Source organism: Paenibacillus brasilensis (genome assembly GCF_009363115.1).
In the GTDB taxonomy this organism is placed as follows: domain Bacteria; phylum Bacillota; class Bacilli; order Paenibacillales; family Paenibacillaceae; genus Paenibacillus; species Paenibacillus brasilensis.
Genome location: NZ_CP045298.1, coordinates 2,926,447 through 2,941,844, shown reverse-complemented (window position 1 = coordinate 2,941,844; position 15,398 = coordinate 2,926,447). Strand labels below are relative to the sequence as shown.

The 15,398-nt window shown below is 43.9% G+C and carries 12 protein-coding genes and 2 pseudogenes; 4 read left to right on the top strand and 10 right to left on the bottom strand.

What is annotated here, in order from left to right; all coding sequences use genetic code 11:
- Positions 1-208 precede the first annotated feature (208 nt).
- The 5 genes from manZ to GCU48_RS13780 form a co-directional block, all read right to left on the bottom strand.
- On the bottom strand, positions 209-1,033 hold the full coding sequence (gene manZ / locus GCU48_RS13800) for a PTS mannose transporter subunit IID (protein ID WP_152380381.1): 825 nt from the start codon (positions 1,031-1,033) through the stop codon (positions 209-211).
- 29 nt (positions 1,034-1,062) lie between these two features.
- The gene (locus tag GCU48_RS13795; RefSeq protein WP_152380380.1) at positions 1,063-1,833 is read right to left on the bottom strand and encodes a PTS mannose/fructose/sorbose transporter subunit IIC; all 771 of its coding nucleotides are present in this window, start codon (positions 1,831-1,833) and stop codon (positions 1,063-1,065) included.
- A 31-nt stretch (positions 1,834-1,864) separates the two neighbouring features.
- A complete protein-coding gene (locus tag GCU48_RS13790) occupies positions 1,865-2,353 on the bottom strand; it encodes a mannose/fructose/sorbose PTS transporter subunit IIB (RefSeq protein ID WP_025716394.1) in 489 nt (162 codons plus the stop codon).
- A 2-nt stretch (positions 2,354-2,355) separates the two neighbouring features.
- Positions 2,356-2,775, bottom strand: a complete 420-nt coding sequence (locus GCU48_RS13785; RefSeq protein WP_025716395.1) for a PTS sugar transporter subunit IIA — start codon at positions 2,773-2,775, stop codon at positions 2,356-2,358.
- A 199-nt stretch (positions 2,776-2,974) separates the two neighbouring features.
- Positions 2,975-5,767, bottom strand: a complete 2,793-nt coding sequence (locus GCU48_RS13780) for a sigma-54-dependent transcriptional regulator (RefSeq protein WP_152380379.1) — start codon at positions 5,765-5,767, stop codon at positions 2,975-2,977.
- A gap of 248 nt (positions 5,768-6,015) precedes the next feature.
- Here GCU48_RS13780 and rpoN point away from each other — a divergent pair, with 248 nt between their 5' ends.
- On the top strand, positions 6,016-7,335 hold the full coding sequence (rpoN, locus tag GCU48_RS13775) for an RNA polymerase factor sigma-54 (protein ID WP_167518694.1): 1,320 nt from the start codon (positions 6,016-6,018) through the stop codon (positions 7,333-7,335).
- Between the two features lie 270 nt (positions 7,336-7,605).
- On the opposite strand, the pseudogene GCU48_RS13770 reads toward rpoN, so the two are convergent.
- A pseudogene (locus GCU48_RS13770) lies at positions 7,606-8,570 on the bottom strand (bile acid:sodium symporter family protein).
- A 503-nt stretch (positions 8,571-9,073) separates the two neighbouring features.
- Between GCU48_RS13770 and GCU48_RS13765 the strand changes: the two are divergent.
- On the top strand, positions 9,074-10,435 hold the full coding sequence (locus GCU48_RS13765) for an amino acid permease (protein WP_152380378.1): 1,362 nt from the start codon (positions 9,074-9,076) through the stop codon (positions 10,433-10,435).
- A gap of 579 nt (positions 10,436-11,014) precedes the next feature.
- Here the strand turns inward: GCU48_RS13765 and GCU48_RS13760 are convergent.
- Together GCU48_RS13760 and GCU48_RS13755 are read right to left on the bottom strand one after the other, a co-directional pair.
- Positions 11,015-11,434 (bottom strand): MaoC/PaaZ C-terminal domain-containing protein, encoded by a 420-nt coding sequence (locus GCU48_RS13760; protein WP_152382162.1) that lies wholly within the window; start codon positions 11,432-11,434, stop codon positions 11,015-11,017.
- A gap of 837 nt (positions 11,435-12,271) precedes the next feature.
- Positions 12,272-13,189 carry a LysR family transcriptional regulator gene (locus tag GCU48_RS13755; protein ID WP_167518693.1) on the bottom strand — a complete coding sequence of 306 codons (918 nt, stop codon included), beginning with the start codon at positions 13,187-13,189 and terminating at the stop codon, positions 12,272-12,274.
- Positions 13,190-13,339: 150 nt separating this feature from the next.
- On the opposite strand from GCU48_RS13755, the gene GCU48_RS13750 reads away from it, so the two are divergent.
- Both GCU48_RS13750 and GCU48_RS13745 read left to right on the top strand, forming a co-directional pair.
- Positions 13,340-13,552: a 2-hydroxymuconate tautomerase family protein gene (locus GCU48_RS13750; RefSeq protein ID WP_152380376.1), complete on the top strand. Its 213-nt coding sequence runs from the start codon at positions 13,340-13,342 to the stop codon at positions 13,550-13,552.
- Positions 13,553-13,581: 29 nt separating this feature from the next.
- Positions 13,582-14,352 (top strand): alpha/beta hydrolase family protein, encoded by a 771-nt coding sequence (locus GCU48_RS13745; protein ID WP_152380375.1) that lies wholly within the window; start codon positions 13,582-13,584, stop codon positions 14,350-14,352.
- A 180-nt stretch (positions 14,353-14,532) separates the two neighbouring features.
- Here GCU48_RS13745 and GCU48_RS13740 read toward each other — a convergent pair.
- Positions 14,533-14,793: pseudogene (locus GCU48_RS13740) on the bottom strand (alanine dehydrogenase); the annotation flags it as partial.
- 88 nt (positions 14,794-14,881) lie between these two features.
- Positions 14,882-15,007: an ACT domain-containing protein gene (locus tag GCU48_RS28645; RefSeq protein ID WP_280116402.1), complete on the bottom strand. Its 126-nt coding sequence runs from the start codon at positions 15,005-15,007 to the stop codon at positions 14,882-14,884.
- Positions 15,008-15,398 lie beyond the last annotated feature (391 nt).

Sequence of the window (15,398 nt, the reverse complement as noted above, 5' to 3'; positions counted from 1 at the left end):
ATTGAGCCTGTGGTGATTTAAGGTATAGAGCCGTGCCTGTATCAGCTTCAAACAGGCCATCAGTCTTCCACGACCATCGTTGAACGCTTGCAGGTTCGCTTGTAGATTATGGAATATTTTAACCAGTAGAATTTAAAGCGTTTACAAATTCAAAAAGCGGGTTTCCGGTCAGAGATGGCTACTTGACCGGATCACTTTACAAACTGGCTTAAGCCAATATGCCAAGAGCGTATCCAATAATTCCGATTGCGAATAAAGCAAAAATCAGAGCAATAGCATTCACTTTCTTTTTGAGCAGTCTCATGCACAAAAAAGTCAGCAAGAGAGGCAACAGACCAGGCATCAATTGATCCAGAATCATCTGTATCGTCGTAACAACCTCTACTCCATCCGAACGGGTATATCTGGATACTTCGAGTGGCACATTCAGAGTAGTCCATTTCGATACGAGTGCGCCCATAACAAAAAGTCCCAGGATGGAGGCCGATTCCGTAAGCTTTTGCAGCCGGTTTCCGGACATGTCGGACACAATCTCCGTCCCTTTTTGGTAGCCGTATTTCAGTCCGTACCACTTGGTTGCCAGGCGAATAACATTAAAGAGCAAGAAAAATAGGATAGGCCCGATAACGCTCCCGGACAATGCAATGGAAGCTCCCAACGCAGCCAGAACGGGGCGTAACGTTCCCCAGAAAATAGGGTCCCCTACTCCAGCCAAAGGCCCCATTAACCCTATTTTCACTCCGCTTATGGTAGCATTATCAATCGGCTGGCCATTGGCTTTCTGCTCCTCCATAGCCGCCGTTACCCCCATAATCGGTGCAGAGATAAACGGTTGAGTATTAAAAAACTCCAGATGCCGCTTTAGTGCTTCTTTTTGGTCTTCCTTCTTGCTGTATAGCCGCTTGATTGCCGGAATCAAGGTGACACAAAAACCAATCGACTGCATACGCTCAAAGTTAAACGAGCCCAGCAGGAACCATGAACGGAAAAACATTTTGTTTAAATCGCTTTTTGTCAACTTTTTTTCTTCCATAGTACCCCACCCTTTCATTAGGAATTTCTTTAGAGCTCTTCAATTTCACCCATTTGATCTTTTCGCTGGCTATATTTAGGATTGAGCTGGATATACAGCAGAGCCAGAACCGCCCCTATGATTCCAAAGCCAACCAGATTGATGCTTGTAAATGCCGCGATGACAAAGCCCAGGAAAAAGAAAGGCATCAGGTATTTGGCTGCCATCATGTTAATAACCATGGCATACCCTACAACGACGATAAATCCCCCTGCAATTTGCAGCCCTTTTGTAATGACCTCCGGGATTGCATCCAGCAAAGTCGTAACCAGACCGGTTTCTGCTGCAATAGCCACCAATACGGCAGGCAGAGCGACGCGTAATCCCTGAAGAAGGAGGGCTATGAAGTGACATAATTCAATTCCTTTGAAATTTGAAGATTCGGCATATTTATCTGCCAGGTGCTGAAAGAACACGGTAATCGTTCTAACAAAAATGGTCAACACTTGTCCGGCAGCGGCAATCGGAATCGCAACGGCAATTCCGGCACCGATCGACTGATGTCCAACAATAACCAATATGGTCGAGACTACACTGGCCAAAGCCGCATCCGGAGCCATGGACGCTCCGACATTCATCCAGCCCAAAGCCATCAATTCCAGCGTACCGCCTAGAATAATGCCCGTTTTAAGATCACCCAAAACCAGACCAATCAGTGTACACGCAACTATAGGCCGATGAGTCTGTCCTTCATCCAAAACACTGCCCATTCCGCAAATGGCTGCAACCAGCGCTACCATTACAATTTCAAAAGCACTCATGTTTGACCCCCTCTCTTATGCGTACTTGCTGTTAAAACTGGACATTTTGGAGCTTGTTAATCAAATCGATTTTAGGATCACTGGCTACTTTTCTAATTTCCAGTTCAATCCCCTTTTCGTGCAGTTTATGAAATGCCTCTACATCCTGCTTGTCTACGGACACCGCTCCGGTAATTTGTGTTTTGCCTTCTTTGAAGCACATCCCACCTACATTTACCGATGTAAACGGTACTCCGCCTTCTACAACCCGCAGTACATCCGTCGGATTGGTAAACAGGAACAAGGTCTTGAAATCGTTATATTTAGGGTTGTTGTAAGCTTCAATCGCTTTCGCAATCGTGACGACATATGCCTTGATTCCCGGCGGCGCCACCTGTAGCAATAAGGTTTTGCGCAGCGTATCCGCAGCGACCTCATCGCTGACGGCGATAATTTTGTTACACTTCGTTTCCTTCACCCACACAGTAGCCACCTGACCATGAATCAGACGGTCATCAATACGAACAAATGATATTTCCATACCTATAATTCCTCCTCTGTTTGTATGTCCCGGATGACACGAAAAGACTTCATCGAATCCTGACCCGCACGGATGACCAGATCACTCAGATTCTCCACGTTCTCCAGCCCTCTATTGGTCAGCAGGTCTACGATCATTGGCAGGTTTACCCCTGTTACAATGTCCATTTTTTCATACCCGGCCACAATCCTGCTAGCCGCATTATAGGGGCTGCCACCAAACAAATCGACGAGAAAGATCAGTCCGTCCGTCCAATCAATCGTTTCCAAGGCCGCTTTGTACTTCTCAACAAGTCCGTTAACGCTTTCACCTGGCTCAAACGTCACGCCCACCACATTATCCAGATGGCCGAAAATCATTTCCGTGGATCTTAAGATCTCTTTGGAAAGTTTTCCGTGTGTGCCAACAATAACACCTATCATTTGTTTCACCCCCTCCTTACATCCTTCGCCTATACTTATATGCAAGTCTCGTGCCAACATTCTGTATGACTCGTTCAATCATCAAAAAAAGACCAAACCCCCTGGCTTTTCCGGGGATTTGGTCTTTTCTGGCCACCTGCTTATTTTCCTCATTCGTATGTTTAATACACATCCAGCATCGTTTTATACACTTACGCCATTACTCGGGGATACAGTTATATACTTCGCTTAGGATTTCGCAAATATAATATTTTTCATCATTAGTCAGCTTGATGTTCATACTGGAAGCAAATATATTGCAGGAACGGTTCACCGCATCGAGCACTCGTTGGCCAAGCAAGGATACATCCCCCTGATATACTAACCCTTCTCCAATAACCATTCGTTCCATCGCATGAGCCGTATGAACAGCAAGCTGAACCTTCTTTGCATAATGAAAATCGGCATCCAGTTCCTGTTCCAGTTGCTCGATAAATTTCATCAAAATCCCCAAAATTTTGTGAGGATTCAAATAAGTCATAAACTCCTTTAGCGTATCCTCACATAGATCTCTAACGACCACGCTTCCGTGTTCATGCATAACGGGCAACTGATTGTTCAGCAACAGTTCTCTTAATGCCTGCTCACCGCTTGCCTCGATCAGTTTTTCCAAAGGGATAAACGGTACATTCAGCTCGCTTGGCCGCTTAACTCCAATCACCGCAAGAATCGTATGCTTGACCCGTAAATCCTTCACTACTTTGTCCAATTCCCTGACCTTTGCCGGTACAACGGCTATTTTCTCTTCGGTTAAGTCATAAACGACCTTCTCTACAAACTCCTTTAGCTTGGCTGCGGCGCCTTTGCCGGAGGAACAGACCGTCACTATGACCTTATTACTAACCTTCTCTGCTTTTACTTCGGCGTTTCCATTGTTATAACCACGGAAGTCCTTTAAGGATTGGTAAATTTCATCTATATTCATATCAAAAATACTGGCCTTTCGCACAGCCTCCAGCGTAAGCGGAGTTGAAACCATATCAATAGTCTTCACCTTGATCCCGACACGCTCCATAATGGTTGCTTCAAAATTGAGCAGGGAGCCCATATCAACCAGCAGCAATACGCCTCTGCCATTGTCAATGCTCCTAACTTTATCAACAATAACCTCCAGGATTTCTCTGGGGCTAACATCCAAAGGCATGTCTACTGCGCAAATATTTGAGCTTCCCAGCAGGCTATTGACAACGCCAACGATACTGCTTGCCGTACTGTTGCCATGTGCAGCTACGATGATTCCCACATTTCCCTGATGCTCCTCTTCCACCGATTTCAGAAGAATCGCCACATAGGTAGTCTCGGCATCGGGTACGCTGACTTCAAACTTGGACTCGATCAAATCCTTGATAATGAGTGCCAGTCTGTATTCTTCATCCTGATCATTCATCGGATCATAGACTTGTTTACTGATATATTTCTTCTCTCGGATTCGCTTTAAAAAGGCACTCAAATGAAGGCTGAAGGCATAAACAAACCTGTCGCTGTACTTTCTGCCCAGTTCTGTTTGAGCCATCTCCTGCACCTGTTCAGCGAATTCAAGGATATTTCTGCCCACGATTTTAAGGATTCGTTCCCGGCCTCCTTTGATGTTATAAAATCGGTTATAGAAGCTTTTAATATGAATATTGACATCTGTAGTAATAAACTTATTGATAAAGCTGTCGTCAAGCCCTTCTTCCTTCAGCATCCCTATTTTGTCTTCAATCAGTTTGTAAAGGTTAAACGGCAGTTCCGAAGCGTCTGCTTCATCCATTCCTTTGCTGCCTTCAGGAGTAATATACAGCGAGGAGTTGACCATTTCCATTTCGGCAATCTCCTTGCGATTTTTTCCCATATTAAATAGACCTTCCTTGATATTTCCGGGCAAAATTTTAAAATCAAGTTCAATCTCTTCCTTATTTTCATGTATGCTGTTCAAAAATCCTTTAGCACACACAAGCTGAATGTTCGATTTCAACTGGCCAATATTGCCATAGGTGACGCTACCAATCAGTGCTTTTACCGTTTCCAATTCAACCCTGATGGGCTTGTTCACACGATGGGCCTCGTTTGCAAAGAGATGCTTCAGGATCAAAAACCGCTCTTCAACGGTTCGTTCTTGCAGGGAAGGAATGTTGATCGTAATCGGTATCCGTCTAATAAAGGTCTTAAGCATGGAAGAACCGGGATCTTCGGTCGTAGCGCCGATGAGCAGCACGTTTGCTTCCCGCTTGCGTTCCGACTCGCCCAATTTGTTATAGCTGTTCGTGTCCATGAAATAAAATATCATTTCCTGACCTTCTGGAGGCAACCGATGAATCTCATCTAAAAACAGGATACCACCGTCAGCTTTCTCGACCAGCCCTTCCTTCTCCCGATCAGCCCCGGTAAATGCCCCTTTCACATGACCAAAAATGTGGGAAAGTAGCAATTGAGGGTTATTATAATAATCGGCGCAGTTAAATACGATAAACGGTGCTTGCTCTGAAAACCGCTTCATATATTTCCCATAATTATACATCAACCTGGCAAACATCGTTTTTCCCACGCCAGTCTGCCCCACAATCAGCGTATGCAGGCCCTTCGGCGGATATAATATTGCCGCTTTTCCCTGCTCCACCTGATTTCTCATACTACCCATGAAACCGATTAAGGCGTGAAACGGATCGACTTGCTCTCCAGGCAGCAATATTTCATTAATGCTGTTGACTTGGATCTGTTTCTCTTTCAGCTGGACTCTAAAGGTCTCCTCGATTACCTGCTTGTGCAAAAACTTGACGGGTCTTCCCTTGATTTTAATAATCAAGTCGGCGCGAAGCAGACTATTAAGCTCCTTGCTTACATTATTTCTCAGCATATTCTGATGATCGGCTATTTCCGCTGCCGTAATTCCACCGCCGTCCAGCAAAGCCTCTACCGTTAGTTTCTTTGTTCCATTGGCAATATACTCTAAAATCTCATCAATTCGTTTCACAGTATTCCCCCAGGTGACTAGTTCTCATGTAATTAGTATATAAAAAAAGAAATAATCCTCTACAAAAAAATAAACTGACAAGTTAATAAGTAATCTGGTACGCTCTTCATTGAATCATCCACAATTCATACTCAACTTATTCCATTCACTTCTTTTCCAAGATCAGAGGTTGGCAGTATAATTGCATTAGCTTCACGAATAAGTTTCATTAAAAGCTATATTGTTGCCCAGCAAGGAGCTGAGATAAAATGATACGCTACGGATTACAGCAAGAGCAAGCATTCAGGCTGGTTATGACTCCTGAATTACGACAAGCTATCACGATTCTTCAATATTCTTCGGTCGATCTAATGTCCTATCTTCATGAGCAAGCGGATGAAAATCCGATTATTGATTTGACAGAGATTGACATGTCCATCAAAAGGATAAGTAAAGAGGAAGAATATGCACCACGAAAAAACGATAATCCGGTAGATCTTCTGGATTTTGTCTCTAACCCTGCGGATAATTTATATAGACATCTCAAAGCGCAGCTTGGGATGGTCCGCGGGTTATCCAAGCTACAACAGACGATTGCCATGTTTCTGATTGGAAATTTAAATGAAAAAGGCTACCTCGAGCTGGAGGTAAACACAGTTGCCGAAATACTTGACGTCCCCACTGAAGAGGTTGAAAATATTCTCGCCCTGATCCAAGGCTTTGAACCGGCAGGAATTGCTGCCCGCAGCCTGGAGGAATGTCTTCTTTTGCAGCTGCGATATGCCGGTAATGATGATGTTTACCTGGAAGAGATCGTGCGACATCACATGGTTAATCTTTCATGTAACCGCATACAAAAAATCGCAGATGCTCTGGGTATCAGCATTCGCGAGGTACAGCAAATCACCGACCAGATACGCAAGTTGAATCCTTGTCCGGGGGCGGCATTTGCCCCATATGATCACCCGTATCACATAGCAGATATCTCGGTAGAGAAATCCAAGAACGGCTACATTGTGACAGTTAATGATATCACAGTCCCGCGCGTCGGGATTAATCCTTTTTACCAGCGTATGCTCCGGGAGCAGGCGTTGGGAGCAGAGAAGCAGTTTCTACATGAGAAGATGAACACGGCATTATGGCTTATTCATAGCCTTGAGCAGCGCCGCCTGACCCTGATGCGTGTAGCCCAAGCCATTGTTGATAGGCAGTGGGAATTTTTCGAGCATGGCGTTCATTACCTTAGACCGATGACCCAAAAGGAAATTGCTGAAAGTACCGGCTTGCATGAATCCACGATCAGCCGGGCGATCAGTAACAAATACATGCAGACGCCCCGTGGATTGTTCGAGCTCAAATATTTCTTCACCTCCGCCCTGGGGTCGAAAGACGGAGATGCCCCTTCATCGGAGAGCGTAAAAATGCGTATTAAGCAGCTCATCGACGGCGAAGAGAAGAAAAAACCGTTTTCGGATCAGGCAATCACAGAACTGCTGGCTAAGGAAGGGTTGGAGCTGTCACGCAGAACAGTGGCCAAATACCGGGAAGAGCTCGGCTATCTTTCTTCTAGCAGGAGAAAAGTTTATTAAAGCCTCGGTGTTCGATGACCATTTCGGTTATAGCCCTGCCCCTTTACTCAGAAAAGAGCCGTTGTAAGTATTAAAAATATTATTAATCAACTGTATTTCAGATGGTCTGTCACTTTCCACCGGAAAAGCAGCAGGATCAAAATTAAAAATAGACAGCTTCATGGCTGTCTATTTTTAATATGACCACCCTGCTAAGCTCAGTATTAACAGAGCAGCATCGTCAAAAGTTCAACTGTCCAATATAAGAATTCATCTCCCATTTGAGTCCTTCTAAGCGGCGATTCCCCGTTCCTTGGCCTTACCTCGGTCATGGCGGCTCAGCAAAAATCCGACCAGAGACGCGGTGGATTGCTGGAAAATCATTCCTAGCACCACGGGGAGCGCTACCGGAGCCGGGAAGTAGGTGATGGCAAGCACGGCTCCTGCACTGATATTGCGCATTCCGCCGTTAAAGACAAGCGCCGTACGGTCGGCATCGTTCCACCTCATTAGCCTGGGGATCAGGTAACCAATTACATATCCGGTGGAGGCAAGAGCGATGATCAACAGGCATACCCCCACAAGCTTTAGATTAAAATCGACCAGATAGGGCGCGATTACAGATCCGTTAATCATCACGACTAGAGCCATAGCCAGTTTGGAGAATGGGCCAGCCGAGGTCCCCACACCTGCTCGATCTTCCCTTGGGTCCATTCGTTCAACACCATGCCGATTAGTGAAGGAACGACAATCATCCCAAAGAGGCTCTGCATCATCCCCCACGTATCAAGGTGTACATCGGCTCCGATCAGCACGGACATCATGCCAGGCACGACGAATGGGGCCAAAATCGTGTCAATCAAAATGATGGCTAGCGTCAGCGCCGTATTCCCCTTGTAGATGTTGACCCACACGAAGCTGGAGACCCACGTAGGGATGGCCGCACCAAGAATAAGTCCGGTAATCGTATAAGGATCGGCTGCGAAAGCCAAGTGTCCGAGCATCATCGCCAGCAGCGGCATGGCCAAATGAAGAATAAACAGGCAGGCGATCAGCGGACCGGGATGCTTCATCACATGGACAAAATCTTTGAAACCCATGCTGATACTACCCGCAAAGGTCATGAATGCAAATAGCAAGGGGGAGAACCCGGTGTATGCCGACAACGGCGTACCGATCAGGACGCCAATTAGAATGCTGATGGGCGTAATCAGCGGCATTGCTGCATTTAGTCTCCGATTCAACGTTCTGAACATACATAACTTCCTTTTTTATACTACAGTGTAGACCTTGCAGCGCCGATTCGTAAATGATCTAGCACCTGCCTAAATCCACTCGACTGCTGCCTCAAATAAAGAAGAAAACGAGTAACAAGTTCGTTTTCTTTTGTGATGTGACGCCGACCTGGGCAACATTATTACAAGAAACAAGGGCGAGCAAAAACGAACCGCCAGCGGCAATTAATTAAATATCAATCGGAAGAAGACTATGGTGCATACCAGTTAGTGAAAAATGGTTTATGATTGATAAAAACACATACAATTGCTGGAACGTAGTTTAATACACTGCTGTCTGTCCACAATTGATTACCGATTAACAGTGTTGTAGTCCAGTCCTAACCGTGAAAGGTGGGCTTTTTTGTATGAACTAAAAAATTTCAGCTTAAGGATAGGTATTCTGGTCAAATTATTATAATATGAAAGGTATAAAAATTTTCAGTCCATAGGAAGTATTTACAGAAAGAGAGTGGTGAGTTTCCATGCAGGAAGAAAAGTTAACACGGGGGTTGAAAAACAGGCATGTACAGCTGATGGCCATCGGAGGGGCTATTGGTACTGGCTTGTTCCTCGGGGCAGGAAAATCGATCCATCTGGCAGGTCCATCCATCCTGATCGCCTACATCATTACAGGTATGGTTCTGTTCCTGTTAATGCGTGCATTGGGGGAGTTGCTGCTCAGTAATTTGGAATATCATTCGTTTGTTGATTTTGTTAAGGACTATCTGGGGAATATGGCAGCTTTTATTACCGGTTGGACCTACTGGTTCTGCTGGATTTCGATTGCGATGGCAGATCTGACGGCGGTCGGGCTGTATACTCAATATTGGTTTCCGCAGATTCCTCAGTGGATGCCAGGGTTAATCGCACTTGTGATTCTACTCCTTATGAACCTGGCGACGGTTAAGCTGTTCGGGGAGATGGAATTTTGGTTTGCCCTGATCAAGGTATTGGCGATTCTGGCCCTGATTGTTGTCGGGTTATTTATGATTGTCAAAGGCTTCTCCACCACCAAGGGACCTTCGAGCTTCGCTAATCTCTGGAGTCACGGCGGAATCTTCCCGAAAGGGATTCATGGTTTTCTGCTTTCTTTTCAAATGGTGGTCTTCGCCTTCGTAGGCATGGAGCTTGTTGGACTGACGGCAGGGGAAACCAAGGACCCCGAGAAGGTCATTCCGAAAGCTATCAATAATATCCCAATTCGGATTCTGCTCTTCTATGTCGGTGCACTGCTGATCATCATGAGCATTTATCCGTGGAACGAGATTGTACCGGGTGAAAGTCCGTTTGTACAGGTATTTACAGCCATTGGCATTGCCGCAGCAGGAGGAATTGTCAATTTTGTTGTGCTGACCTCTGCGGCTTCAGCCTGCAACAGTGCTATTTTTAGTACAAGCCGGATGGTGTTCTCCATGGCTAAGGATGGCAACGCCCCCAGTTCGTTGAGCCGGCTGAACAGCAGGAAGGTTCCGTCCAATGCGTTGCTGTTCTCCAGTATCGTCATTTTGATCGCAATTATCCTGAACTATGTGATGCCTGAAGGAGTATTTACCTTAATTACAAGTGTATCAACGGTTTGCTTTATCTTTGTCTGGGGAATCACCATAATCAGCCATCTGAGATATCGCCGCACGCGGCCTGAGCTGGCCAGCCGCAACACATTCAAGCTGCCGCTGTACCCGCTGTCTAACTATATTGTGCTGGCTTTTCTCGTCTTCGTTCTGGTTATCTTGGCATTAGCCGAGGATACGAGAGTGGCGCTGTTTGTTACACCGGTGTGGTTCATTCTGGTAGCCGGAATCTATTTGCTCAAGAAAAGAAGCTGGAGCTCGAACGGACAGTAAGTAACATCAGTAAAGTAACATCAGTAAACGTATAAATTTGTTGTAGAGTAAAGCCGCCCAACTGGATTGGGCGGCTTTACTGCTTCTATAGAGCTGAAGGCTCCTGTACATCCCAAAATCTCTACAGCCTTACTAGAATTGAATGCACAGCATCTTTTATAGCGCTGCCCTACGAGCAATACGGTATGCGAAGTAATTAACTCAACGGATTGTCAAGCCAAGTGCGACAGTTCCTCTGAAAAGGATTCATGAGCCGTTTTCCATCCCAAACATTTTCGTGGTCTGTGATTCATCAGATAGAGAGCCTTCATCTTCTCATAAAGGAGCTCCTTAAATTTTGCTTCCCACAACAGAAGATCACTGGATTTTCCCGGTGCTGGTCAGTGTCAATGATGCAGCCAACTAAATGTTTAGTGCAGACAAAAACAGCTCCTGCATCTGCAGGAGCCATTCTCTGAACGGACATAATTATCTTTTGTGCATTCCTTTGCGCTGACGATAGGAGCTACTATGTTTTCTCCCCGCTTTGGAATACGTGAATGAGGGATATCCCGTCAATTTCATTTATTTAACGATACGTTATTTTTTTATTATTACAGAAAGATCCCCTTCAAAAATTTTTTGAGTCGTATGATTAAAAGTAGATAAATTCACAGTTACAATTCCTGTATTCTTTCGGTTATCTTCTAGATTAATGACTTCAACAACTACATGTAACTCATCATCAGGGTATACAGGTTTTATAAATCGGATATTATCCATAGCAGTACCAGCCACTACATCCTCACCGTATAAACCACACTCTACCCATAGTTTAAATGTTAGGGCTAATGTTTGGATTCCTGAAGCAATAATTCCTCCAAACATGCCTTCCTGAGTTTTCTTCTCATCCAAATGCATGTACTGAGGGTCAAATTCAGATGCGAATTTACGCATTATCAACTCATTATCAAACGATTGCCTTAAGCACCTTTCTTCTCTGTCTAAGTGCAATGATATCTGCCTTTCTTGCTGTTTCCGTACAACTTCAGCAAGCCCATGATTGCGTAGGGTAGTCTCCGAGATATCAACGGTAGCCGCTATCTGTTCAAGTGTAATTTTAGTCTCGGACATTACCAGATCAGAAACTTGCTTTTCCACAACTTGATTTATTTGTAGATATTTTTTGAGCGGTTTCTTTAGATTAGATGGCTTAAGCATAAAATATTTTTGTACTTCACTGTTTGCATAGTAGTAACTATAGGTTACGAGCGGCCACTCATATCTCTCTTTAAGTTTTTTATATCTGTTCTCCGAATAGGTTCGCCAACTGCAATCAATGCTTTGAAAACATTCTAACAAATTCTCCGGGGGATCTTTTATATCTGTGGTATATGACTTATTTATCTGTTCCGGAAGTAGCTTACGATAAGCCAAATAGCCGAATACTTCACTTACATAAAATATGTTCTTTCTAAGTTTTGTTGCAACCTGACACCTCGTCCCACCTTCTGAAGCCATTTTTAGAATATCCAAAATCATATTGATCTGCTCGTGAATTTCTTGCCATTCTTCTGTAACAGGATGATATCCATATCTCATAAAACAACTAGTACATGTATAGTAATATGCATACCTAACCTTTTCCGCTTTGTTCCTACTCTCTATCCTGTCCTTGCATAGGTACATCAAATTATCTTTCTTTTTTCCTTCACACCAAGGTGTAAGGCAAAGGCTCGGAGGGAGGAAAATTCTATCGATATCCACCTAATTAAAAAAAACTCTGAAAACTATTAAAAAGGAACGTCAAACTTTTGGCAGTTTAACGTTCCTTTTTGCATGTCTATTTGTTTTTTGCTACAAAACGGAACCCATTATATCAAGACTGACTTCTACTTTTAACAAATCACGAATCTCATCCAGAAACACACGCAATGCAGGCGAGATCCATTTGTCTTTGTGAAACACGACCTGGGTATACAGTTTCGTAGAATGTCCCTCCAAATTCAGTGGCTGAAGCAGCCCTTTTTCAATCTCAGCCGCCACCGCCATCTGCGGTAAAACTGCGACTCCAAGCCCGGATATCGCACACTGCTTAATTGCCTCAATGCTGTCAAATTCCATCTTGCGGTTCAAAGGCACGCCGTGCTCAGCCAATAAATACGTAAATAGTTGGCGATAGCGGCATGTCGGTCGAGTCATCAACAGCATGACATCTTTTAAATCCTGAGGACCCACAATCTCCTTCAGCGACAAGGGGTGTTTTTTATTCGCAACGATTAGAATTTCCTCTTCGCGAAGCACTTCAACTACTAACTGCTCGTCACTTAATTGGAGATCTAACACAAGAGCTGCATCCAACTCCTGTGCCAATGCACGGGTAAGGTCGGGGCAAACACCCGCCCGAAAAACAAGCTCTATGTTTGGGTAGCGTTCATGTAATCGGTTAATCACAGGTGGCATCCGATATGCACATAGAGTATCTAACGCACCAATAATCAGCATACCGGCGGGATGTTCGCCGTGCGCTAGAACGGCTTTTGCCTCGTCCAAAAGGGCAAGGACTTTTTCCGCATATAGTGAAAATTGTATTCCTGGTTCCGTAAGTGTTACCGTTTTACCGCGACGTTCGAACAAGGGCTGCCGCAGTTCTTCCTCTAACGACTGAATCTGCACCGTCACGGTCGATGCTGCATAGGACAACGCCTCTGCCGTTCGCGTAAAACTTAGCTCTTGTGCTAGCTTGCGAAACGTTTGCAATTGCTTAATATCCAATGTCCACCTCCTTATTTCAATACCCAAACTCACTATAATTCGAAAATTTCGAATGTTAACTTCAAATCTTTCACATGTGATGAACACGAGGTTATTGTATCATATTATTGTACTGAGGGAATATTAACTTTTGAAATGGAGGAATAAATCATGCCTGTAGTAAATATTCAGATAATGGAAGGTCGAACACCTGAAAAAATCAAGTTTGTAATCGAGGAAGTTACCAAAACCTTATCCAACGTACTCGAAATTCCACAAGAAAGTGTGGTCGCCATAATAACAGAAGTTCCCAAATCCAAATATGGAATTGGTGGGGTACCTGCATCCGAAATCCCAAAATTTAATGGATCTATATCGAAATAAAGCTATTATTTTATGAAAGGAGTCATTCAATGGAAAAGCTTTACTGGATCCCAGGCAGAGAAAATAAACAGATATCTACTATCGTGCATGTTCCGCAAAATTCCGCTAACAGAAAACACCCTGTGATTTTATACTGTCACGGTTTTACTGGAAACAAGACAGCTGGGAATCGAATGGGGGTAAAACTCGCTAGGCGGTTATGTGCCGAGGGATATGTAGTTGTTCGTTTTGATTACATCGGTTCTGGCGAAAGTGAAGGAGAATTTGAGACTGATACCTATTTCTCAGGTTGGATAAAAGATGCTCAGAGTATATTGGCATGGACAAAAACACTAGAAAACATCGATTTGGACAGAATCGGAATCATCGGTCACAGTATGGGTGGTGCGATGGCTACACATTTATTATCTTTTGAAAAAACGCTGAAATCCATTTGTACTTTATCACCTATGTCATATCTAGAAGAAAATTTAAAAAAAGTTATTGGACCTTCATTATGGGAAGATTTATTGAGCGGGCAATCCGTCCATAACTTTAACGGCTCTGGATATTCGTTATCTCCTAGGTTTGCCCAAGACCTAAAACAATACAACCTATTAGAGAGCGCCAGCAAAATCTCGCAGCCATTCTTGATTCTCCATGGGAAAAATGATCGAGCTGTTCCTTATGAAAACAGCTACGATTTAGAACGTACTCTGCTATCACCAACGAAGCTTTTGGAAGTGTTGGAAAACGGAGGGCATTTATTATCCGACGATGCTTACCCTACAGTTGTTGATTGGTTTAACCATACACTTTAAAAAAGTTCAGCTAAAGAAAGCATCGACTCGAGTCTTGAGTCGGTGCTTTCTTTGACTTTGCGTACATGGCGTCTGCAGACTTCCTCTCCAACTATCTGCTTCAATTAATTTCACACGCCTTCGGCGTCCATGCTGAGCACAAAAAAATAGGAAGCCCCAGATATGAGGCTTCCATTCTATTTATCCATTAACAGTTTGTTCATCTAACATTGTATCGATATTTAAATAAGTAAATCCGTGAGCCTCTGCAACTGCTTTATAGGTCACTTTACCATCTATCACGTTAATCCCCTTGGCTAGTGCAACGTTCTCTAATGCTGCTTTTCTATACCCTTTGTTTGCAATTTGTACGCCATAAGGAATCGTCACATTCGTTAGTGCTATGGTTGATGTACGTGCAACAGCTCCGGGCATGTTCGCTACAGCATAGTGTACGACGCCAACCTGCGTAATTCTCGAAGCTCGGCAGTCCAGTACCCCGCGGAAAATACCAGGGAAACATAGAACATTGTTAATCTGATTCGGATAATCAGAACGCCCCGTGGCCATCACTCGCACGCGTCACGTCAATCGCAACAATATCACCTCCGGCATCCCCAATCGCTGTTGCGACTTTCCCAAATGTTACCTGCTCTTTATGCATTTCCAACCTCACAATGAACTTGTGCCTCCACCGTTCAATCCTGTCATTTAACAAACAGTCCCGATGTAGAAACCTTTCATCGGGACTGTTTGAGTTAAGGTACCATATTTTCTTGTAGGTAATCTTTAATCATGAGTAAATGTTACATTTGCAATAGCGAAAAAGTCATAAAAGCCACTTCACAACTTTAATGTCACTGGACAATTACTTACCCAACGTTTTATCTTAATTATAATTGAAGTAATTTCTATTTAGCAAATCCTCCTTTCGAAGCATCATTATTTATTATTTCATCATCATATAAAGTAGAAAAACCTTGATTCATCAGTGTTTCTGACGAATCAAGGTCCTCGCTCTGTCTCAAACATGTATTGCAAAAAATCTCATTTATTAATTACATTTG

Excerpts from the sequence above, each read along its gene's own strand:
- GCU48_RS13750 (WP_152380376.1), top strand. The coding sequence starts at position 13,340 with ATGCCTGTAGTAAATATTCAGATAATGGAAGGTCGAACACCTGAAAAA.
- GCU48_RS13795 (WP_152380380.1), bottom strand. The coding sequence starts at position 1,833 with ATGAGTGCTTTTGAAATTGTAATGGTAGCGCTGGTTGCAGCCATTTGC.
- manZ (WP_152380381.1), bottom strand. The coding sequence starts at position 1,033 with ATGGAAGAAAAAAAGTTGACAAAAAGCGATTTAAACAAAATGTTTTTC.
- GCU48_RS13745 (WP_152380375.1), top strand. The coding sequence starts at position 13,582 with ATGGAAAAGCTTTACTGGATCCCAGGCAGAGAAAATAAACAGATATCT.
- GCU48_RS13790 (WP_025716394.1), bottom strand. The coding sequence starts at position 2,353 with ATGGAAATATCATTTGTTCGTATTGATGACCGTCTGATTCATGGTCAG.
- GCU48_RS13765 (WP_152380378.1), top strand. The coding sequence starts at position 9,074 with ATGCAGGAAGAAAAGTTAACACGGGGGTTGAAAAACAGGCATGTACAG.
- rpoN (WP_167518694.1), top strand. The coding sequence starts at position 6,016 with ATGATACGCTACGGATTACAGCAAGAGCAAGCATTCAGGCTGGTTATG.
- GCU48_RS13785 (WP_025716395.1), bottom strand. The coding sequence starts at position 2,775 with ATGATAGGTGTTATTGTTGGCACACACGGAAAACTTTCCAAAGAGATC.